The organism is Streptococcus moroccensis, from assembly GCF_030812835.1.
Taxonomy (GTDB): Bacteria; Bacillota; Bacilli; order Lactobacillales; family Streptococcaceae; genus Streptococcus; species Streptococcus moroccensis.
In genome coordinates this window covers 1-19,656 of record NZ_JAUSTM010000025.1, presented here as the reverse complement: position 1 = coordinate 19,656, position 19,656 = coordinate 1, and the positions used below count along the sequence as shown (strand labels likewise).

Annotated in this window: 18 protein-coding genes, 1 pseudogene and 1 riboswitch; of the genes and pseudogenes, 18 read left to right on the top strand and 1 reads right to left on the bottom strand. The window is 44.9% G+C overall.

All coding sequences use genetic code 11. The annotated features are described in order from the left end of the window. Positions 1-19: 19 nt before the first annotated feature. Together J2S23_RS09720 and J2S23_RS09715 are read left to right on the top strand one after the other, a co-directional pair. Positions 20-1,291 carry a dihydroorotase gene (locus tag J2S23_RS09720; protein ID WP_307122533.1) on the top strand — a complete coding sequence of 424 codons (1,272 nt, stop codon included), beginning with the start codon at positions 20-22 and terminating at the stop codon, positions 1,289-1,291. Positions 1,292-1,487: 196 nt separating this feature from the next. Continuing rightward, positions 1,488-1,940: pseudogene (locus J2S23_RS09715) on the top strand (glucosaminidase domain-containing protein); the annotation flags it as partial. A 268-nt stretch (positions 1,941-2,208) separates the two neighbouring features. Here J2S23_RS09715 and J2S23_RS09710 read toward each other — a convergent pair. Next, positions 2,209-6,177, bottom strand: coding sequence for a pneumococcal-type histidine triad protein (locus J2S23_RS09710; RefSeq protein WP_307122531.1), 3,969 nt, complete (start codon positions 6,175-6,177; stop codon positions 2,209-2,211). A gap of 183 nt (positions 6,178-6,360) precedes the next feature. Between J2S23_RS09710 and J2S23_RS09705 the strand changes: the two genes are divergently transcribed. The 16 genes from J2S23_RS09705 to J2S23_RS09630 all read left to right on the top strand — a co-directional run. Beyond that, positions 6,361-6,675: a CHY zinc finger protein gene (locus J2S23_RS09705; RefSeq protein WP_307122530.1), complete on the top strand. Its 315-nt coding sequence runs from the start codon at positions 6,361-6,363 to the stop codon at positions 6,673-6,675. Between the two features lie 3 nt (positions 6,676-6,678). Further along, on the top strand, positions 6,679-7,215 hold the full coding sequence (locus J2S23_RS09700) for a biotin transporter BioY (protein ID WP_307122529.1): 537 nt from the start codon (positions 6,679-6,681) through the stop codon (positions 7,213-7,215). Positions 7,216-7,478: 263 nt separating this feature from the next. After that, positions 7,479-8,501: a threonine aldolase family protein gene (locus J2S23_RS09695; protein WP_307122528.1), complete on the top strand. Its 1,023-nt coding sequence runs from the start codon at positions 7,479-7,481 to the stop codon at positions 8,499-8,501. Positions 8,502-8,604: 103 nt separating this feature from the next. Next, positions 8,605-8,696: riboswitch (TPP riboswitch) on the top strand. A 301-nt stretch (positions 8,697-8,997) separates the two neighbouring features. Beyond that, a complete protein-coding gene (gene tenA, locus J2S23_RS09690) occupies positions 8,998-9,684 on the top strand; it encodes a thiaminase II (RefSeq protein WP_307122527.1) in 687 nt (228 codons plus the stop codon). Then, entirely contained in the window at positions 9,674-10,198 is a 525-nt protein-coding gene (thiW, locus tag J2S23_RS09685; RefSeq protein ID WP_307122526.1) for an energy coupling factor transporter S component ThiW, read from the top strand. The genes tenA and thiW overlap by 11 nt, the downstream gene beginning before the upstream one ends. After that, positions 10,195-11,025 (top strand): hydroxyethylthiazole kinase, encoded by an 831-nt coding sequence (gene thiM / locus J2S23_RS09680; protein WP_307122525.1) that lies wholly within the window; start codon positions 10,195-10,197, stop codon positions 11,023-11,025. Before thiW ends, thiM begins: the two co-directional genes overlap by 4 nt. Further along, complete coding sequence (gene thiE / locus J2S23_RS09675; RefSeq protein ID WP_307122524.1) at positions 11,018-11,653, top strand: thiamine phosphate synthase; 636 nt, start codon at positions 11,018-11,020, stop codon at positions 11,651-11,653. The genes thiM and thiE overlap by 8 nt, the downstream gene beginning before the upstream one ends. A gap of 4 nt (positions 11,654-11,657) precedes the next feature. Beyond that, positions 11,658-12,485: a bifunctional hydroxymethylpyrimidine kinase/phosphomethylpyrimidine kinase gene (thiD, locus tag J2S23_RS09670; protein WP_307122523.1), complete on the top strand. Its 828-nt coding sequence runs from the start codon at positions 11,658-11,660 to the stop codon at positions 12,483-12,485. A 17-nt stretch (positions 12,486-12,502) separates the two neighbouring features. After that, the gene (locus J2S23_RS09665) at positions 12,503-13,177 is read left to right on the top strand and encodes a TenA family protein (protein WP_307122522.1); all 675 of its coding nucleotides are present in this window, start codon (positions 12,503-12,505) and stop codon (positions 13,175-13,177) included. A 182-nt stretch (positions 13,178-13,359) separates the two neighbouring features. After that, positions 13,360-14,643, top strand: coding sequence for a 3-phosphoshikimate 1-carboxyvinyltransferase (aroA, locus tag J2S23_RS09660; protein WP_307122521.1), 1,284 nt, complete (start codon positions 13,360-13,362; stop codon positions 14,641-14,643). Further along, positions 14,636-15,112, top strand: coding sequence for a shikimate kinase (locus J2S23_RS09655; RefSeq protein ID WP_307122520.1), 477 nt, complete (start codon positions 14,636-14,638; stop codon positions 15,110-15,112). Before aroA ends, J2S23_RS09655 begins: the two co-directional genes overlap by 8 nt. Beyond that, complete coding sequence (gene pheA / locus J2S23_RS09650; RefSeq protein ID WP_307122519.1) at positions 15,109-15,948, top strand: prephenate dehydratase; 840 nt, start codon at positions 15,109-15,111, stop codon at positions 15,946-15,948. Before J2S23_RS09655 ends, pheA begins: the two co-directional genes overlap by 4 nt. Before the next feature lie 9 nt (positions 15,949-15,957). Next, positions 15,958-17,622 (top strand): LCP family protein, encoded by a 1,665-nt coding sequence (locus J2S23_RS09645; RefSeq protein ID WP_307122518.1) that lies wholly within the window; start codon positions 15,958-15,960, stop codon positions 17,620-17,622. 85 nt (positions 17,623-17,707) lie between these two features. Further along, the gene (rlmD, locus tag J2S23_RS09640; RefSeq protein ID WP_307122517.1) at positions 17,708-19,069 is read left to right on the top strand and encodes a 23S rRNA (uracil(1939)-C(5))-methyltransferase RlmD; all 1,362 of its coding nucleotides are present in this window, start codon (positions 17,708-17,710) and stop codon (positions 19,067-19,069) included. Between the two features lie 211 nt (positions 19,070-19,280). Further along, on the top strand, positions 19,281-19,454 hold the full coding sequence (locus J2S23_RS09635; protein ID WP_014612392.1) for a hypothetical protein: 174 nt from the start codon (positions 19,281-19,283) through the stop codon (positions 19,452-19,454). After that, positions 19,451-19,656 (top strand): replication initiator protein A (locus J2S23_RS09630; RefSeq protein WP_307122516.1); only part of this gene is annotated, 206 nt, incomplete at its 3' end. The genes J2S23_RS09635 and J2S23_RS09630, both read left to right, overlap by 4 nt.

Sequence of the window (19,656 nt, the reverse complement as noted above, 5' to 3'; positions counted from 1 at the left end):
AAGAACAAAGGAGAACTGTATGCTTTTAATTCAAAATGGCCGTATTGTTGACCCTAAATCTGGGATTGACCAAGTCATGGATATCCTGATTGAGGATGGAAAAATCCTGCAAATGGGAGGAGCCATTGCGCACGACGACATGGAAGTGATTGATGCGACAGGCCTAGTTGTAGCGCCTGGTCTGGTTGACATTCATGTGCATTTTCGGGAGCCTGGCCAGACCCACAAGGAAGACATTCATACTGGAGCTCTGGCGGCAGCAGCTGGTGGGGTGACTAGTGTGGTCATGATGGCCAACACCAATCCTACTATTTCAACAGTAGACACCCTAAAGGAAGTATTGGCCTCAGCTGCAAAAGAAAAAATCCATATTTACTCAGTAGCTACGGTAACTCAAAATTTTGATGGACAAAACCTGACTGATTTTGAAGCCTTATTAGAAGCAGGAGCTGTTGGTTTTTCAGATGATGGTATTCCATTAGAGTCGACCAAGGTTGTCCGCGATGCCCTTAGGCTGGCCAAGGAACACCGCGTTCTCATCTCCCTTCATGAAGAAGATCCAGAGCTCAACGGCATTCTTGGGCTTAATGAGCATATTGCCAAGAGCCATTTCCATGTGTGTGGGGCAACGGGTGTGGCAGAGTATAGTATGGTAGCGCGTGATGTCATGATTGCACATGCTGAAAATGCTCGGTTGCATATTCAACACTTGTCTAAGGCAGAATCAGTTAAAGTCGTTGCCTTTGCCCAAGAATTAGGAGCACCTGTAACAGCAGAAGTCTCTCCGCAGCATTTCTCAACCACTGAAAGTTTGCTCTTAACAGCAGGTGCCAATGCTAAGATGAACCCACCGCTTCGCACTGAAAGCGACCGTCTGGCAGTGATTGAGGGGCTAAAATCTGGAGTAATTTCTGTTATCGCGACAGACCACGCGCCTCATCATGCGGATGAAAAGAATGTGGCAGACCTTACCAAAGCGCCATCAGGCATGACAGGTCTGGAAACCTCTCTTTCCTTGGGATTGACTCATCTAGTCCATACAGGTGATTTAAGCTTGTCTGACTATTTGGCTAAAATGACCTGCAACCCTGCCTCCCTCTATGACCTTGATGCTGGTTACTTGGCAGAGGGTGGTCCAGCAGATCTTGTGATTTTCTCAGAGACGGAAGATCGCCTTGTAACAGCTGATTTTGCTTCCAAATCAAGCAATTCACCATTTGTTGGGCAGACCTTAAAAGGTGTGGTCAAATACACCATTGCAGATGGTCAGATTGTCCATCAAAACCTCTAATATGGCTAAGAAACGTAACATTCTAAATCTCAAAAAATGGGGCAAAATAAGACCTAGAAAAAAACTCAAAAAACAGGTGAAACGGCGTCTGCAGGTTTTTGGAGTGCTCTTGTGCCTCCTATTTGCCGGATTATGGATAAGGAGGCAAGTTATTCTTCAGGCTGAGCAAACTGCCTTTGAACAGGCAGATCCTAATGCTTTTATTGAAATTGTTGGCAAATCTGCTCAAGAAATAGCTGGTAAAAATGACCTTTATGCCTCAGTCATGGTGGCGCAAGCCATTTTAGAAAGCGATTGGGGCAAAAGCCAGTTGACGGTCGAAGCCAACAACCTCTTTGGTATCAAGGGGGAGTATTGGGGGCAATCCTATGAGATTGAGACCGCTGAGGACGACGGGACAGGTAATCTGTACACAGTCCTTGCCCCTTTTCGAAAATACCCAACCTACCATGCCTCCTTAAAGGATAATGCTAAGCTTCTTCGCCATGGCTTGATTGGTGCGCCAGACTTTTATGCTGGTACTTGGAAGAGCAACACGACGTCTTACCATGATGCGACAGCTTATTTACAAGGGCGTTATGCCACGGATACCAGCTATGCCAGTAAACTAAATGCCATCATTGAACAATACGGCTTGACCCGGTTTGATGAGGAATGAGCCCTTGTTTTAAAGGGAAATTCTTGAAAAATCTATTTGTGAGAGTACCATGATACGTCGATGCCGAGCTTATCATCGTCTAAGTCAATTGGTTTAAGAGTGATGGTCATTGTCTATGGGAATCTACCATTTTTCAGAAAAAAAGAAAACGAGAGACTCACATTAGGTGAATCTCTCGTTTTTTAGACCTATGCAGATTGTTTATACTGTTGGCTTCGTCTATTGAACTAGCGGTAGCTAATCACAAATAGCAGAGCACTTATTCTTCAAGACTAGCGTCATCGAACTCATCCTCATCAGAAAGGAAGTCTTCAAAGTCAGCTAGATCAAAGGGTGTGGTTTCATTATCTACACCAGTATCAGCTTCCATCTCAGCTAATAGTTGTCTGTAGTCATTATTGATGGCAACTAAGTCAGCTTTTGTTCGTGCAACCTGCACTCTTGCTTGGATAGCGTCAGCTTTTTGAACGTATTGTGAATACTTCACTGGTGCATTTTCAAATTTAAACAAAGCTGCATAAACGAGTCCTGCCAGTTCCATGGTTTCATACGTGTCCTCAGAACTAAACGGCGCGTCAAACGATGGTTCAGCGACTGTTTCAGTAGGAGGCGTCTCTACGATCGGTTGCTCACTAGCTGGTTCTGGATCTGCTGGAGTTTCTGGTTGTTCAGGTTGATTGCCGTTCGCCTCGTCTGCACCAGTCTCAGGAGAACCAGTTTCAGAAAGAACCTGATCGCCAAAGGCAATGGCTGCCTCTCTCATCTTAGTCAGATCTTCTTTGGAGAGATCTTGACCATAGTTTTGACCAATAGGAGCGATAATAGCGTAAAGCATGTTCACGTACTCAAGGCCTTGAGCTTCTTGGTCACCGGTGTAGTGGTCAAAGATTTTATTTTTAATCTCTTCTATGGTATCGAGTAAGAGCTTTTGATCTTCCTCAGTCCATGGTGTTTTGCCCTCATTTTCCTCTCTTGCAGGAGGAGTGGTTGGTGAAGGTTCAGGCTTACTTTCTTCAGCAGTCTCTGACTTGTTAGGAATCAGTTCTTTATAAGGACTCTTCTCTGCTAAGGTATCCATCGAGAATTGGATTAGTTCATTTTGGAGGGCAAGCATCTGGTCTTTCGTCATTTGATTGCCATAGGTGGCTACCTTGGCGACAATAGCTTGTAATTGTGAAATTAAGGCTTCATCCTTATGGTCCTTATCATCTTGATAGGCCTTCAAGATAGCTTCTTGGATATTTCCTGAGATTTCCAGCAGTTTCATTTGGTCCTCAGGTGTTATCGAAGTAGCAGTTGGTGAGCTGTCCTCAGGTTTGGTTTCAGCTGGTTTATCTGGTTTTGAATCCTCAGGCTTAGGAGCGACTAGCTCTTCTGTTTTCTCCTCTATGCGAGAAAGTAGCGTTGGTTCTGCTGCGTTAATGGCTTTTTCCTTGTCACTGAGGGGTTGGCCATAAGGCTCAAGAATGGTTTTTGGTGTTTCCATTTGGCCATTGGTAGCAAAGCTTTCTTTGAAAGCATCAATGAAGGAGGCGATTCCACGCAGGGCATGAGGGTCATCGGCTAGTGCTTTGTAGGCGTCACCGTCTTCATGGGCATAACTTTTACGCTCAACGCTTGCAATGTCAATTCGCATCTTTAAATCAACCCATTTGCCCACTAAATTTGGATAGGTTTCGCCATCAGCTGGTTTTCTATCCAGAATACGGTAGATTTGGCCGATAGCTTTAGCGGTATCTTCTCTAAGCTCGTTTGGCAATGCGGATTGATTCACATGGCGCGTGAAATAATCAAGATATTGTGTAGCGGTCGGAACCAATCGGTCATTAAAACGTTGGATTTCGCTTAATTCATGGGTGATGACTTCTAGGTCATGAGTGTTTGATTTTGCGGCAGCCGTATTGACGCGTTTGACCCATTCTGTCTTATCGACCGGAGTAATTTGAATATGGGAATCTCTGATCCTGTTTAGCAGATTGTTATAAAGGGTATCAATCGGTTTAGCAGTTGGAGCATCCTCACCGAGGAGATGTTGACGACGGAAATTGTCTAGCATGCTGAGATAACCGTCTGTCGAATTAGTGATTAACTCGTCTAAATCAGTTTTAAATGCTGATAACGCCTGGCTGATGCGATGGAGTTGGCGCGGTTTTTCTGTGCCATAAAGTTGCTCAGCTTCTGCTTCGATAGCATTGACTTTTGCTAAGACTACCTCTTTGTCAAAGTCACCCGCTACAAAACCACCTTGGATGGCTGGAAGCTTATTGTTAAGGTAAGCTTTGAGGCCGTCTTTAGCTTTAATGTTGAGGAAATGAGTGTGCCCGTGACCTTCGCCCTTATAAGGAATGACAAATTTGCCATTTTCGATACGGATGTCACTGGTTTTGATGTTGCGGTGTTTGGCAATGGCTAGAAGTTCATTTTCAAAATCCGTTTCAGGATCCCCGGTCACCTCAGGCAGTGTCACCAAATCTCTTCTGAGCATGTAAGGGTGAATATGCGTCGGATCATAATCTTGGGTCGGTTCGTTAAAGACAAAGTAAAGGTCCTTGACTTTAATGGCTTCTAAAGGAACATTATAGGTTTCTGAAATGTAGCGGCGCTTAGCCTCCGTCTCAGCAATACTATCGGTATTTGTCTGATCGGTACCGGAATGATCGTGACCAGTCTCAATCTTGTCACCGATACTAAGGTCATTGAGAATATACACGTGGTCGTGGTCACCGTGTTTCCAAATGGCTAATGGCCCTTTTTCAGAGTCCATAAGGGTCAAGTCAGAGCGTTTAATCCCTAGGAGATCAGCAAGGTAGGCCAATTTTTCCTCTATGTTATCAGTTGGCTTTTCTGGTTTAGATGGTTTAATAGGCTCATTAGGTTCAGTTGGGTTAACTGGGACACTTGGTTTCTCAGGTTGGTTAGGTTTTGTTGGGTTTGGCGTTACGGGCTGATTTGGTCGTGACGGCAATGTTGGACTTGGATGGTCATGACCAGTAGAAATCTTGTCTCCAATCTTAAAATCATTAAGAATATAAACATGATCATGGTCCCCATGTTTCCAAATCGCTAAAGGCCCTTTTTCAGAGTCCATAAGGGTCAAGTCAGAGCGTTTAATGCCAAGGCTTTTAGCAAGGTAGGCTAATTTTTCCTCTAAACTAGTAGACGTATTGTTATCAGGCTTGGTTGGAATACTTGGCCGAACCGGTTGCCCTGGTTTGTTAGGCTGATTGGACTGGGATGGGAGTGTCGGATTAGGTTTGTCAACTGGTGCAGTAGAGCCTGGTTGACTTGGTCGAGCGCTGGCTGGGACCAAGTGATCCCATGGACCACCAATCAAGCTGTCATAGGATAAGAAATGGTTATGATTGCCGTGTTGGACAACAATTCCAGTTGCCGTATGGAACTGAATGCCTGTACCATCAAACAAGAAACCATCATCAGTTGTGTAGTCAACGCCAGCAACAGGACCAGGCTGGCTCGGTTGGCTAGGCTGGTGAATCGGTTGCGCCTGGCTACCTCCCTGCTCGCCTGAACCTGCTTGTCCTCTGTGAGCAAGTGTAGCATTAGCAGCAGCAAGTTCGCTAGCAGATAACTGAGATTTAGGGATGTAGTGCGTGTGGTCACCATGTGGAACAAGGAAACCATCTCCCAAGTCTTGCAGGACATGGCTTGGATCAAAGACATAGCCATCATCTGTGCGATAACCTGTAGCAGTGCTTTTGGAGTCTCCAGAAGCAGAATGGATGTGTTCAGCAGCGTGCCCTTCCTGTTGCGCCTTGATGTCTTCTTTGCTGCGGACATTGCTTTGCTTTTTAGCATCCTTTAGGTAAAGGTAGTATTTCCCATCTACCTTGATGATGTAACCGTCTTTTACTTCATTGACCACATCGCTGTCTTTGAAGACATAGTTGGGATCTTTCATGACCAGTTCTTCGCTAATGATGGCATCAAAAGGAACCCTACCATCATAGTAGTGGAAATGGTCCCCATGCGAAGTCACATATCCTTGGTCCGTAATCTTAACAACAATTTGTTCAGCGTCAATGTTTTCTTTATCTGAAATCTGCTGAGGAGTCGCCTGTTGAGACGCTATTTTTGATTTGCCGGCTTCTTTGGTGTAGGCAATTGTCGCGTCTTCTTGCTTGGATTGCTCCTGAAGGCGGCCCATCTGGTAGCTCGAAACGCCTAATAGCAAGGCAGCAGCAGACCCTAGAATGTATTTCTTTTTCATAAGTCTCCTTAAATAAGAATGATAAAAAATAAAATTACCGGTAAATAACCAGTTAACTAGATAATAGCATTAGATAGTTAACCTGTCAACTAAATAAATAAAAACATTGTTACCCCTTTTTATGAAAAAGGTTGACGTTTCTGTCCAGATACTGTAAAATACAATGGAATAAGGAGATCTGATATGTTTTATGGACTAGAGATTGATGGGGAGAGTCGCTGCCTGCATTACCACTCACCCTTAGATGTTGTGGTTTTAAAGTGTGGCCAGTGTCAGCGCTACTATGCCTGTTATGAGTGTCATGATGCCCTAGAGGACCATAACTTTTTGGCTACTGGACCTGATGTGGAATACCCAGTCTTATGTGGAGTCTATAAGACCTACCTGACGCAACAAGAATATCAAGATGGGGCCTGTCCTCACTGTCAGCACCCTTTTAATCCTAAGTGTGCTCTGCACAAAAGCATCTATTTTACAACGGATAAGATAAAGGAGTAAGAAATGAAAATAAAGGACCTTACACAAATCACAATGATGGCCACACTCATGATTGTCTTAGGGTTTATTCCAGGAATTCCCTTAGGGTTTATTCCTGTCCCCATTATCCTTCAAAATTTAGGGGTGATGGTTTCAGGTGCCTTACTAGGACCTAAAAAAGGCACCTTAGCAGTTGTTCTCGTTTTAATGATTGGTCTATTTCTACCTGTTTTTTCTGGGAAATCAACAACGATTCCAGTCTTAATGGGACCGACAGCAGGCTATGTCTTGACCTGGCTTTTTGTTCCAGCCCTCATTGGTTGGGGGCTGTCAAAGGTAGATGTCAAAAATGCATTGCTGACGTTTGGGGTAATCTGGCTAGCGGGTGTTCTTTTTATCGATGTGATAGGAGCTATTTGGCTTGCGGTATACACACAAGCTCCCATAGGAGCTACCCTGCTGGCAAACCTTGTTTTCATCCCTGGAGACACGATTAAAGCCTTACTAGCGACCATTGTCGTCATGCGGATGAGACGGATGACTGGTCAGGTATTTATCTAGAAAATCAAATCAAAGTGACAACAGGCAAAGAGCTGGCAAGCTGGTACGAATTTAGTCTTGCTAGTTTTTTTGGTCAGTCAAGACAACGCGTGTAGAGGGTTTAAGCGTCTGAAAAGCTCGTTTTACAATATCTTTTTCAAAACGAATAGATTTCTCGATTATTCTTTTTTAGTATGGAAAAGAGTTATTGATTCCCATGAGGCTTATCTTGAATTATTAGGAGAATTGATTTATAATAGGGCAAATAAAGGTGAGGTGAGGCAATGTTACATTTTGAGAACGACTACAATAAGGGAGCGCATCCAGCTATTTTAGAGGCATTAGTCACGAGTAATTTTGAAGGATTAGCTGGTTATGGGAGTGATCCCTACACTGAAAACGTAACGGAACAATTGCGAGAGCTTTGTGACTGTCCTGAGGCTGAGGTTACCTTGTTAACGGGTGGCACGCAGACCAATCAATTGGTGATTGACACCCTTCTTGCCCCCTACGAAGGGGTGATTGCAGCAGAGACAGGGCATATTGCGACCCATGAGGCAGGTGCTATCGAGTTCACAGGCCATAAAGTCTTAACCCTACCTCATCAGGATGGCAAGCTATCGGCTAAGGCAGTGGCATCTTATTTAGCTGAGTTTTACGCTGACAGCAACCATAGCCACATGGTTTATCCTGGCATGGTCTATATTTCTCACCCGACAGAATATGGAACTCTCTATACAGAAGATGAGCTCGAAGCTCTCTCTAAGATTTGTCAGGCTTATGACATTCCCCTCTTTCTAGATGGGGCCAGATTAGCCTATGGTCTAGCAGCTGACGGGGCAGTAGACATACCAACGCTTGCACGGTTGACAGATGTCTTTTACTTTGGGGGGACTAAGGCTGGTTTACTTTGTGGTGAGGCAGTTGTGTTCACTAAAAACAACCAGCCTAAGCATTTTGTCACCCATGTCAAACAACACGGTGCCCTCTTAGCCAAGGGACGCTTGCTCAGTGTTCAGTTTAAGGCACTCTTTGAGGATGGTCTCTATGAAAGCATAGGACGACATGCTTTGGAAATGGCCGAGCAGTTAAAAGGCATTCTCAGAGATAAGGGTTATCGCTTTTATTTAGAATCGCCTACTAACCAGCAGTTCATTATCGTTAGCAATGAAACCTTAGAAGAATTAGACCAGCAGGTGGCTTATAGCTTCTGGGAAAAATACGATGACCAGCATACGGTGATACGCCTTGCTACCAGCTGGTCGACAACTCAGGCAGATATAGATGCTTTAAGAGAAATTCTATAAGAATCGCTATTCTGTCAAGTCCTAGTATGTCAAAAGCTAGGGAGTCTTTCCTGAGAGAAAACGCTTTACATAACCTATGGAACCTGATATACTATCAATAATTGGAGAACATTTGGGGTGCCCCTTAGGGCTGAGATGATACCCATTGAACCTGATGTGGTTAGGACCACCGAAGGGAAATGACTCGTATAAGTGTCTAATCCTACTAGCAAGCTCGCTGGGATAAGACAGATTTTTGAGCTTATCATCAATTGCAATCCTCTTTTGTTTGCCAACACATTCGGCAATAGAAAGGGGATTTTTTGATGCTTTGATAGAGAAGTGACACTCTTTAATTTCAGATTTTGAAAACCATTCAGTATTATTTCTCTAACGTTGAGTTGTCTTTGTCATGCCTAAATGACTATAGACATGATGACTACAAGATTACTGAGAACAGAACCATTCCGTGCTCTCTCTAGTAATCCTCAATATAGAACCCAGAAAGGAATCATTCATGCGTTTTTCAACTCTTGCTCGCAAGCGAGCTAATCGGTATTGGGAAGAGAGTTTTCACCATCCCTTTATTAAAGAATTGCAGGCAGGAACCTTATCAAGTGAGATTTTCCGCTATTACCTTCTTCAAGATCGTTATTATTTGGAGCACTTTAGTAAAATATATCAGATTATTGCTGAGCGCACCGATAACCCTGTCATCAAGGAACTGATGGCGGAAAATAGTCGTCATCTGGCAGAAGGCGAAGCTATGATCAGAGAAGCATTTTTCAAAGACCTTGGGATTACAGACGAGGAAGTAGCAGAAACTCCCATTGCGCCAACTGCGGATCATTATGTGGCCCACATGTACAGACAGTTGGCAGAGGGATCTTTGGCCGTGGCCTGTGCCAGTCTCTTGCCTTGTCCTTGGCTCTATCATGAAATTGGCCTTTTGCTCAAACCAGAAGGCTCTCCAGTCCCTATCTACCAACAATTTATAGACACCTATGCAGGGGAAGATTCAAAAGAAAACATTGCCTATGAATGTCAGGTCCTAGACCAGTTATACGAAAAGGCAAGTCCTGAGGAGCAAGAAGCCATGTTGGCTGCCTTTTACCGAAGTAGCCAATTAGAATATTTGTTTTGGGAGATGGCCTACACCCTTGAACAATGGCCTTTAGAAAATGAGTTTTTCGATGACAAATAATAAACAACTCTATAAATGGCTGATTCTGACCGTGATGGTCAGTCTGGATGTGGTATTGTCTCCCATTTTACGAATCGAGGGGATGGCACCGATGTCTAGTGTGGTCAACATCGTTGCGGCCATGCTGATGAGGCCTCTTTATACCGGCTTGATGGCCCTCTTTTGTGGGATCTTGCGGATGACCTTGATGGGCATTCCACCTCTGGCCTTGACTGGTGCTGTATTTGGTGCTGTTGGCGCTGGGCTTGGTGCCAAATACGGACGGAAAATAGGCTTTGCCTGTCTGGGAGAAATGATCGGAACGGGAATTATCGGCTCTCTTCTGTCTTATCCTGTGATGGTTTGGTTTACTGGCACCAAAACAGCTCTCTATTGGTTTGTCTATACCCCTCGTTTTTTGGGTGCAACCCTTATCGGTAGTTTTGCAGCGGTCATTTTATGGCGAAGCCTGAAACACTTAAAGATCGTTCAAGACATTCAAAATCAGTTTAAAGGGAAGGGAGAGATAGCATGAAATCCTATAGTGACAGACCGACTTGCTTGCCTTTAAACAATGGTCCCTTGGTTCATGCCATTACCAATAGTATCAGCAATGAATTTGTCGCTAATAGCCTACTAGCGATCGGGGCAAAATCCATGATGACAGAAGATAGGAGAGAGTTACCCACAGTTATCAAGGTCGCGGATGCTCTTTTTCTTAATCTAGGTCAGATGACTTTAGACAAAGAAAACGTGATTAAAGAGGCTGCTTGTTTAGCGAATCAGTACCACAAACCTATGGTTGTTGATGCTGTGGGGATTACCCAGTTGCCGAACCGCCTTCATCTGGTTAAGGACTTGCTCAGGTTGACACCTCAGGTGGTGAAAGGAAACACCTCAGAAATACGAGCTTTATTAGGTTTGAGCAGTCAGGCTAGAGGCGTCGATGGGTGGCAGGCTGATCAGTCTGGGAGTCGTTTAATGCAACTCGGTAAGGCTCTCAAGGATTTTTCCAAAGCTCACCCTGAAACCTGTTTTTTAGCGACAGGTCCCACAGATATCGTCGCCGTAAATGGTAAGATTTGGTGGCTAACGAATGGCTCCAGTAATCTAGATCGCATTACGGGTACTGGTGATGTTGTCGGTGCTTTGATAGCAGGCTTTCTAGGAGATCAGTTAGATAAGCTAGAAGCGTGCTTACAGGGAGTCACCTATTTTAACCTCTGCGGGGAAAAGGCGGCCAAACGATATCCAAATGCGCTGGGATCCTTTAGACAGGAGCTTTTAGATCAGTTGGGGTGTCTCTACCGTGAGCATAACTGGCAAGAGGCAGCAACTATCAGGGAGGAAAAGAATGAATAAGGAAAGACTAACCCTTTATCTGGTAACAGCTCGATATGAGGAAGAAGACAGGGATTTTTTAAAAAAGATTGAAGTAGCCTGCCAATCAGGTGTTACCCTGGTCCAACTCAGGGAAAAAGAAGCAACGACTGCTGCGTTTTACGCTTTAGCAGTAAAGGTTAAGGCCATCACAGATCAGTATAACATTCCCTTGATCATTAACGATCGTGTGGATATTTGTTTGGCTGTCGATGCAGCGGGAGTCCATATCGGTGATCAGGAATTACCAGTCGCAGTCGTGCGTCAGTTAATCGGTCCTGATAAATGGTTGGGGGTTTCAGCCAAAACGGTCCAGAGAGCTCTTCAAGCAGAAAAGGAAGGTGCGGATTACCTTGGTGTCGGAGCTATTTTTCCAACCCAAACCAAGGTGGTAACGCAAGCCACCTCTATCGAAACCCTGAAGGCAATTGTTGATGCCATCAGTATTCCAGTAGTGGCCATCGGAGGCATTGATGAAACTAAGTTAGAGACCTTTAGCGGAACAGGAATTGCAGGAGTGGCTGTGGTTAGTCGAATCATGAAAGCCACCGATATCCCAGCCATTGTGGAAACCTTTAAAAAGACATTAGAGCAAACTTTAGGAGGATAATCATATGATCAATAGTACCCCACAAGTGGTGACCATAGCGGGTTCTGACTCGGGAGGTGGCGCTGGGGCTCAGGCTGATTTGAAGACCTTTCAAGCACGTCAGGTTTTTGGAACAACCATTTTTGTAGCCTTAACAGCGCAAAATACATTAGGCGTCCAATCGGTTCACTCCGTTCCAACATCCTTTATCACTGCTCAGTTTGAGTCATTGGCAGCAGACCTGGATATTCGCGCTGCAAAGACGGGAATGCTGGCTGATAGCCAGATTGTCAAGACGGTTGTGGAAGCCTATAAGACCTCGAACTTTGGTCCTTTGGTAGTTGACCCTGTCATGATTGCCAAAGGTGGCCATCCTTTGTTGGCAGAAGAAGCAATTGAGACCATCAAGCAAGAGCTTTTGCCGATAGCAACCGTCTGTACCCCTAACCTCCCAGAAGCAGAGTCCTTGGTTGGCCATGCCATTGAGACGGATGAGGCTATGGTGGATGCTGCGCATTACCTTCAACAACTAGGTTGCCCCAATATCATCATTAAGGGAGGCCATGGGACAGGCGATACCGTCAGGGATTATGTTCTTTTAGAAGATGGGACAAGCTTTTGGTTGTTGGCCCCAAGGATTGACAGCAGAGCGACACACGGAACAGGCGATACCTTTTCAGCCTGTATCGCTGCCGAACTTGCCAAGGGAGTAGCCTTACGAGAAGCCATTATCATTGCAAGACGCTTTATTCAAGGGGCCATTGCCGATCGAATTCATGTGGGTCACGGACACGGTCCAACCAATCACTGGGCTAGCTTGAGCAATGATGTCATGGTGGAAGAGATAATATAAGAAAGGATAGATTAAGAATGGAAAACCGAGTACATGCCTTTCAAACAGGCCCTGTTGTCGGGCAACTGTTAAAAGGGAGTCGGCAAGATTGGCAGAATGCGGTTAATCACCAATTTGTGACAGAGCTTTTTGAAGGCACCTTAGCAGACTCCGTGCTAAAGACCTACCTCATCCAGGATTACCATTTTTTTGATGCGTTCTTGTCCATGCTGGGGGCCTGTGTAGCTCATGCAGATAGGTTAGAAGCCAAGCTCCGCTTTGCCAAACAGCTGGGTTTTCTCGAAGCGGATGAAGACGGCTATTTTCTAAAAGCCTTTAAAGAATTAGAGGTTCCAGAAAAGGATTACCTTCATGCCAAGCTATATCCTGTCACAAAGGATTTTCAAGACCTCATGTATTCAGCAGTGACCAGTTCAGATTATGCCCATCTCTTGGTCATGTTGGTGATTGCCGAAGGGCTGTATCTGGATTGGGGTTCCAAGGATTTGACTCTCCCTGGGCGCTATGTCCATCTGGAGTGGGTAAATCTTCATAGAGGTCCCTTCTTTGAGGAATGGGTTCAGTTTCTAGTTGATGAGTTAAATCGGGTCTGCAAGGACAAGGAAGATGTAACAGCACTTCAAGAACGCTGGAATCACGCTGTTGCTTTAGAATTAGCCTTTTTTGACCTAGGGTATGATTGCTTATCTTAAACAGCGGTCGCGTATTTTATTGCCAATATAAATGTTAATAAAGAAATTATCCTTCACCCATACGAGACAATCCTAAAGGTGAAGGATTTTTTTACGGATTAATGGGAAGTTCAGCCGGTTAGCCAAATTTTAAGCTTTTTATGGTAAAATAGAACCATTACAGACAGTACGGGAGAAGTCTAATGAAATTAGAAACCAAATGCACAGGCTTGCAGGGAACCTTGAAAGTTCCTGGAGACAAATCCATCAGTCATCGCTCCATTATTTTTGGGGCGATTAGCGAGGGCACAACGACCGTTCATGACATTTTGCGTGGCGAAGACGTGCTTTCAACCATGCAGGTCTTTCGGGAGTTAGGTGTCTCTGTTGAAGACAATGGCGAGACCGTGACCATTGAGGGTGTTGGTTTTAAGGGCTTAAAAGCACCGCAGAATAAGCTCGATATGGGCAATTCAGGGACCTCTATTCGCTTGATTTCTGGTGTTTTAGCGGGTCAAGATTTCACCGTTGAGATGTTCGGAGATGACTCCCTTTCGAAACGCCCTATGGACCGTGTAACCATTCCCTTGCGTCAAATGGGCGTTGAGGTATCTGGCCTGACAGATCGCGATTTACCGCCATTGACGCTAACAGGTAGTGCCAAGCTAAATCCGATTCAATATCAACTTCCGGTGGCTTCCGCTCAAGTTAAGTCAGCCTTGATTTTTGCAGCCCTTCAAGCAGAAGGAGAATCAGTCATTGTTGAAAAAGAACTGACACGGAACCACACGGAAGACATGATTCGTCAGTTTGGTGGAGAGCTGTCCGTAGATGGGAAAGAAATCCGTGTTAAGGGTGGCCAAACCTTGCAAGGTCAAACAGTAACCGTGCCTGGGGATATTTCTAGTGCGGCCTTCTGGTTAGTAGCAGGTTTAATTGTGCCTAACTCTAAAGTTGTCCTCAAAAATGTCGGCATTAATGAAACCCGGACCGGTATTATTGATGTCATCAAAGCCATGGGTGGAAAGCTGACCCTCTCTGAGGTTGATGAAGTGGCTAAATCAGCAACCTTGACTGTAGAAACCTCAGACCTGCATGGCACTGAAATTGCAGGCGACATCATCCCGCGTTTGATTGATGAGTTACCGATTATCTCGCTATTAGCAACGCAAGCAAGTGGTGAGACTGTGATTCGCGATGCCGAAGAGTTAAAAGTCAAAGAAACAGACCGCATTCAAGTCGTTGCAGATGCTCTCAACAGCATGGGCGCTGACATTACACCAACAGAAGATGGCATGATGATCAAAGGGAAAACGGCTCTTCACGGAGCAGTCATCAATACCTTTGGTGACCACCGCATTGGCATGATGGGCGCGATTGCCTCTCTCGTAGCAGATTCTGGTCAAGTGGTGCTTGAAAGAGCCGAAGCCATCAATACTAGCTATCCAAGCTTCTTCAGTGATTTAGAGAGCTTGCGCCATGGCTAAAGTCTTGATTGGATTTATGGGGTCTGGTAAGTCTACTATAGCGAAAAAGCTGGATCCCCATTACGTGGATATGGACACTGTTATTACAGATCGTATCGGCATGTCTATTGCGCAATTTTTCAAGGAACAAGGAGAACCAGCATTTCGGGCTATCGAGTCCCAAGTCTTGGCTGAATTGCTTGAGGAAGATATTGTGCTCTCGACTGGTGGTGGCGTGGTGCTGTCTGACATGAACCGCCAACTCTTGGCTCAAAACCAGCCCAACATCTATCTGAAAGCGGACTTTGAAACCCTTTATCGAAGGATTGCGGCAGATACGGTCAATGACCGTCCGGTCTTTGAGCAAAATAGTAAAGAAGACTTGGAAAAAATCTTTGACAGCCGCCAAGAACTGTATGAAGAAGTAGCTACTCAGACAATTGACGTAGCTAGCCTATCCCCTGAAGAAATCGTTGAGGTACTCGTATGAAATTGGCTTATCTTGGACCGGTAGGCTCCTTTTCTCACAACGTCGCTCTAAAATCTCTCCCATCAGCAGACCATCTAGCATTTGCTAACATCACAGAGGTCATCAAGGCCTATGAGCAAGGTCAGGTAGATGCGGCTATTGTTCCGGTTGAAAATGCGATTGAAGGAAGCGTCCATGAGACCCTCGATTACCTTTTTCACCAAGCCAGCCTTCATGCTGTGGCCGAATTTATCCAACCCATTAAACAGCAACTCTTGGTGACGGATGTGTCCAAACCGATTGAACGCATCTTTTCCCATCCGCAAGCTATTGCTCAAGGTAAGGCCTATATCACCAAGCATTATCCTCAGGCAGAGATTGAATTGACAGCGTCAACAGCCTATGCCGCACGCTATGTTTCAGAGCATCCGGATAAGCCTTATGCGGCTATCGCACCTGATTCTGCAGCCAAAGCCTATGGCCTAGTGACTGCGGCTCGGGATATTCAGGAAATGCAGGAAAATTTCACCCGATTTTGGCTCTTAGGACACCAAACACCAAGTATCTCTGCTCATAGTTTAGGCCATAAAATTTCACTTGCTTTGACCTTGCCAGATAACCTGCCAGGAGCCCTTTATAAAGCAATGGCAACCTTTGCCTGGAGAGGCATAGATTTGACCAAAATCGAGAGTAGGCCACTTAAGACGGTATTAGGAGAGTATTTCTTCATTCTCGATGCCAGATATGATCACCCTGAGCTGGTCCATTTTGCATTAGATGAGCTAACCAGCATGGGGATTAGGTATAAAATTTTAGGAAAATATGAAGTTTTTCAAATGGAAAACTTGGAACTGTAAGGAAGACAAATGGCAAGACATTACGCTAATCTCAGTCATCACGAGAGTTTGCGATATGATTATTTACAAAAGAATATTCATTACCTCAGTGAGCGAGATCGGGCTGAATTGCATTATTTAGAAGCCAAAATTGCTGGACAAGCGAGCCAATCACCATATAGAGTTTCGAGACGACGCCCAGAGCCAGTTGATTTGCCTGCCTATTCACCATTGAGCAAGAAACGTCAGGTAGAACCCAAACCACAACGAACACCGATTCGTGACATGCAAGAAATGACACCAGAAGGCCTTCCCGTCTTAGAAAGTCGACGGACTAGAAGTCAAAAAGGCTATCGCCCTCTGCAATCATCATCCGATCGTACCAAAAAGCAGGAAGGAACGGCTCTTAATCCTACCACGTCTCATAAGAAGGCAACTCAAACCATTAAGCAATCACGCAGCCAATCTGCTTCTTCTCAACCACCCGAGGTGGAAGTTTATGCTTCAATAGAGGATATGGCCCGTCAACTGCATAGGGAGAGTCAGGAGCGTCAATCTATGCCTCAAAACCGTATTGAAACCAGACAATCTGGACACCGAATAGAAACAGAATCACCCGAAAATAAACCAGCTTTAGCTAAGCATTCCTCTAAAAAAGCACCGAAAATTCCTAAGCCACAAAAAGGGTGGGGGAAAACGATTCTCGAAGGCGTCGGACTTTTGTTCCTGATCTCAGTTATCGGAATGTTTCTCATGTTCCTTAAAGGCTATCATGATGCCAAAAGTATTGAGGCTAATGCTGAAGCGGCAGAGGTCGAGTTTTTCGATGGCCAAGAGACTCGAGATGGGACCAATATTTTAGTTTTGGGGACCGATTCCCGGATTGGCCAAGTCAGTGCCGAAGCTCGGACAGATACGATCATGGTTGTTAACATTGGTAATGCTGATGGAAAAATAAAAATCGTCAGCTTTATGCGTGATACCCTGATTAATATCCCTGAGGTGAGCTACGAAGATGGTCTCAATACCTACTATGACCAGAAGCTGAATACAGCCTTTAGCATCGGGGAGCAAAACGATAAACAAGGGGCTGAAGCCATTCGTATTGCTTTAAAATCACATTATGACATAGATATCAAATATTATGCTATGGTGGATTTCCAGACCTTTGCAGCAGCGATTGACACCCTCTTTCCAAACGGGGTCACAATCGACGCTCAGTTTGCTACGGTTGATGGTGATAAAGTTGACTCCGTTCAAGTACCAGACGATCTCAATATGAAGGACGGTGTGGTGCCTGAGCAAACGATTGAAATTGGCGAGCAGCAGATGGACGGACGGACCCTCCTTAATTATGCGCGTTTCCGTAAGGATGATGCTGGTGACTTCGGACGGACAGAGCGTCAGCAACAAGTGTTAACGGCTATTTTGCAACAAGTCAAGGATCCCACCAAACTCTTTACTGGCTCAGCAGCTGTCGGAAAAATCATGGGGATGACCTCCACCAATGTTCCTTACTCCTTTATCTTGAGTCAGGGCGTATCAGTTATCAGTGATGCAGCAAATGGCATAGAGCAAACAACTGTCCCAGCAGCTGGGGACTGGGTGGATGAGTACGATATGTATGGCGGTCAAGGCTTGCTTGTTGACTTTGAATCCTACCAAGATAAGCTTTATGAACTAGGCTTGCGGTAATGAACTATGGTATAATAAAGGTTAGAGTATCGCTCTGGCCTTTTCATTTGGAAAATAGCAGAGCAGGAAAGAAAGAGATAAAGAGATGTTAGAAAAAAACAGTATTATAGAGGTTGATATCATTGACCTTAGCCATGAGGGTAAGGGAGTAGCAAAGGCAGATGGGCATGTCTTTTTTGTGGACAATGCCTTACCTGGCGAACGCATTCAGATGCGCGTGCTTAAGGTAAACAAATCGATTGGTTATGGCAAGGTCGAAGCCTTTCTGGAAACCTCAGAGGACCGAAACCAGGACCTCAACCTGGATTACCTACGCACAGGGATTGCGGACCTTGGCCATCTCTCTTATGAGGCCCAATTAGCCTTCAAGCAAAAACAGGTCGAAGATAGCCTCCGCAAAATTGCCGGAAATTCAGAAATAGAGGTTCTACCAACCCTCGGGATGGCTAATCCTCTTGCCTACCGCAACAAGGCCCAGGTCCCTGTGCGACGGGTCAATGGCCAATTAGAAACAGGCTTTTTTCGCAAAAATTCCCATGACCTGATGCCGATTGAGGACTATTACATCCAACACCCTGAGATTGATGCCCTCATCAACACGACAAGAGACCTGTTGCGCCGATTTGACCTCAAGCCTTATGACGACCTCGCGCAGACCGGTCTGATCCGTAATCTCGTCGTTCGTCGTGGACATTACACGGGCGAGCTCATGCTGGTCTTGGTAACGACACGTCCCAAGCTTTTCCGAATCGAGCAAGTGATTGACCAGCTGGTCGCAGCCTTTCCAAACCTGGTGTCCATTATCCAAAACATCAATGATCAGAATACTAATGCCATCTTTGGATCAGAATTTCGCACCCTTTATGGCAAAGACAGCATCACAGACACCATGCTGGGCAATGACTATGCGATTTCAGCGCCATCTTTCTATCAAGTTAACACCGAAATGGCGGAAAAACTCTATCAAACAGCCATTGATTTCTCAGAACTCACAGCAGACGATGTGGTTGTTGATGCTTACTCAGGTATTGGAACCATCGGTCTTTCCTTTGCTAAAGACGTTCAGCATGTCTATGGGGTTGAAGTGGTCGAAAGTGCGGTTGCAGATAGCCGAGCAAATGCACAACGCAACGGTATTACCAATACGACTTATGTCTGTGATACGGCTGAAAATGCCATGGCCAAGTGGGTCAAAGAAGGCATCAAACCAACCGTCATCGTCGTTGATCCTCCGCGAAAAGGTTTGACCGAAAGCTTTATCCGAAGCTCGGTGGAAGTCTCACCGAAGAAAATCACCTACATCTCCTGCAACCCGGCTACCATGGCGCGTGACATCAAACTCTATGAAGAACTAGGTTACAAACTCCAAAAGGTCCAGCCCGTTGATCTATTTCCACAAACGCATCACGTGGAGTGCGTAGTGTTGCTACAACGAAGCAAAGGGTAAAAATCCTTTATTTTAAGCACTTTTTCAAGCATTTTGTCTTTATTGAAAAGAGTGATATTGACATAAAAAAGGTGCAAAAAAAGTATATTGATGTGAACGTCTGTTTGGATGTCGACTGCGTAGATAAAAAATAGATACGTCAGCAATAAATTAATCCAGCGAGAACATTTTAATAAGTGTTCTTGCTTTTTTTATTTTCAGGAGGAAAATCATGCAAAAGAATGAACAGTCATCACGACAAATTGTGATGTGTCATCTCATGGCTATCATGCGAATAGATATTGAGAAAGCGACATGGATAGTTGGTGAGATGGAAGAGTCTGGCTTAATCCAGTTTGATGACATGGGGAATGTTGGCCTGTTAGTGTTGGAGGGACAATCATGAAACGTATTACCGCAAATCACTATCAAACGTCAGAGCGTTACTATAAGCTCCCAAAACTCTTGTTTGAGAGTGATCGATATAAGGAAATGAAACTTGAGGTTAAGGTTGCTTATGCTGTTCTCAAAGATCGCTTGGAATTATCTCTGAGTAAAGGTTGGATTGATGAAGATGGGGCTATCTATTTGGTCTATTCCAACTCCAA

Bases quoted from the DNA above. Each gene is read 5' to 3' on its own strand.
- aroA (WP_307122521.1), top strand. From the start codon at position 13,360: ATGAAATTAGAAACCAAATGCACAGGCTTGCAGGGAACCTTGAAAGTT.
- J2S23_RS09665 (WP_307122522.1), top strand. From the start codon at position 12,503: ATGGAAAACCGAGTACATGCCTTTCAAACAGGCCCTGTTGTCGGGCAA.
- pheA (WP_307122519.1), top strand. From the start codon at position 15,109: ATGAAATTGGCTTATCTTGGACCGGTAGGCTCCTTTTCTCACAACGTC.
- rlmD (WP_307122517.1), top strand. From the start codon at position 17,708: ATGTTAGAAAAAAACAGTATTATAGAGGTTGATATCATTGACCTTAGC.
- J2S23_RS09720 (WP_307122533.1), top strand. From the start codon at position 20: ATGCTTTTAATTCAAAATGGCCGTATTGTTGACCCTAAATCTGGGATT.
- thiD (WP_307122523.1), top strand. From the start codon at position 11,658: ATGATCAATAGTACCCCACAAGTGGTGACCATAGCGGGTTCTGACTCG.
- thiM (WP_307122525.1), top strand. From the start codon at position 10,195: ATGAAATCCTATAGTGACAGACCGACTTGCTTGCCTTTAAACAATGGT.
- J2S23_RS09635 (WP_014612392.1), top strand. From the start codon at position 19,281: ATGCAAAAGAATGAACAGTCATCACGACAAATTGTGATGTGTCATCTC.
- J2S23_RS09645 (WP_307122518.1), top strand. From the start codon at position 15,958: ATGGCAAGACATTACGCTAATCTCAGTCATCACGAGAGTTTGCGATAT.
- thiE (WP_307122524.1), top strand. From the start codon at position 11,018: ATGAATAAGGAAAGACTAACCCTTTATCTGGTAACAGCTCGATATGAG.
- J2S23_RS09705 (WP_307122530.1), top strand. From the start codon at position 6,361: ATGTTTTATGGACTAGAGATTGATGGGGAGAGTCGCTGCCTGCATTAC.
- thiW (WP_307122526.1), top strand. From the start codon at position 9,674: ATGACAAATAATAAACAACTCTATAAATGGCTGATTCTGACCGTGATG.
- J2S23_RS09655 (WP_307122520.1), top strand. From the start codon at position 14,636: ATGGCTAAAGTCTTGATTGGATTTATGGGGTCTGGTAAGTCTACTATA.
- J2S23_RS09695 (WP_307122528.1), top strand. From the start codon at position 7,479: ATGTTACATTTTGAGAACGACTACAATAAGGGAGCGCATCCAGCTATT.
- J2S23_RS09700 (WP_307122529.1), top strand. From the start codon at position 6,679: ATGAAAATAAAGGACCTTACACAAATCACAATGATGGCCACACTCATG.
- tenA (WP_307122527.1), top strand. From the start codon at position 8,998: ATGCGTTTTTCAACTCTTGCTCGCAAGCGAGCTAATCGGTATTGGGAA.
- J2S23_RS09710 (WP_307122531.1), bottom strand. From the start codon at position 6,177: ATGAAAAAGAAATACATTCTAGGGTCTGCTGCTGCCTTGCTATTAGGC.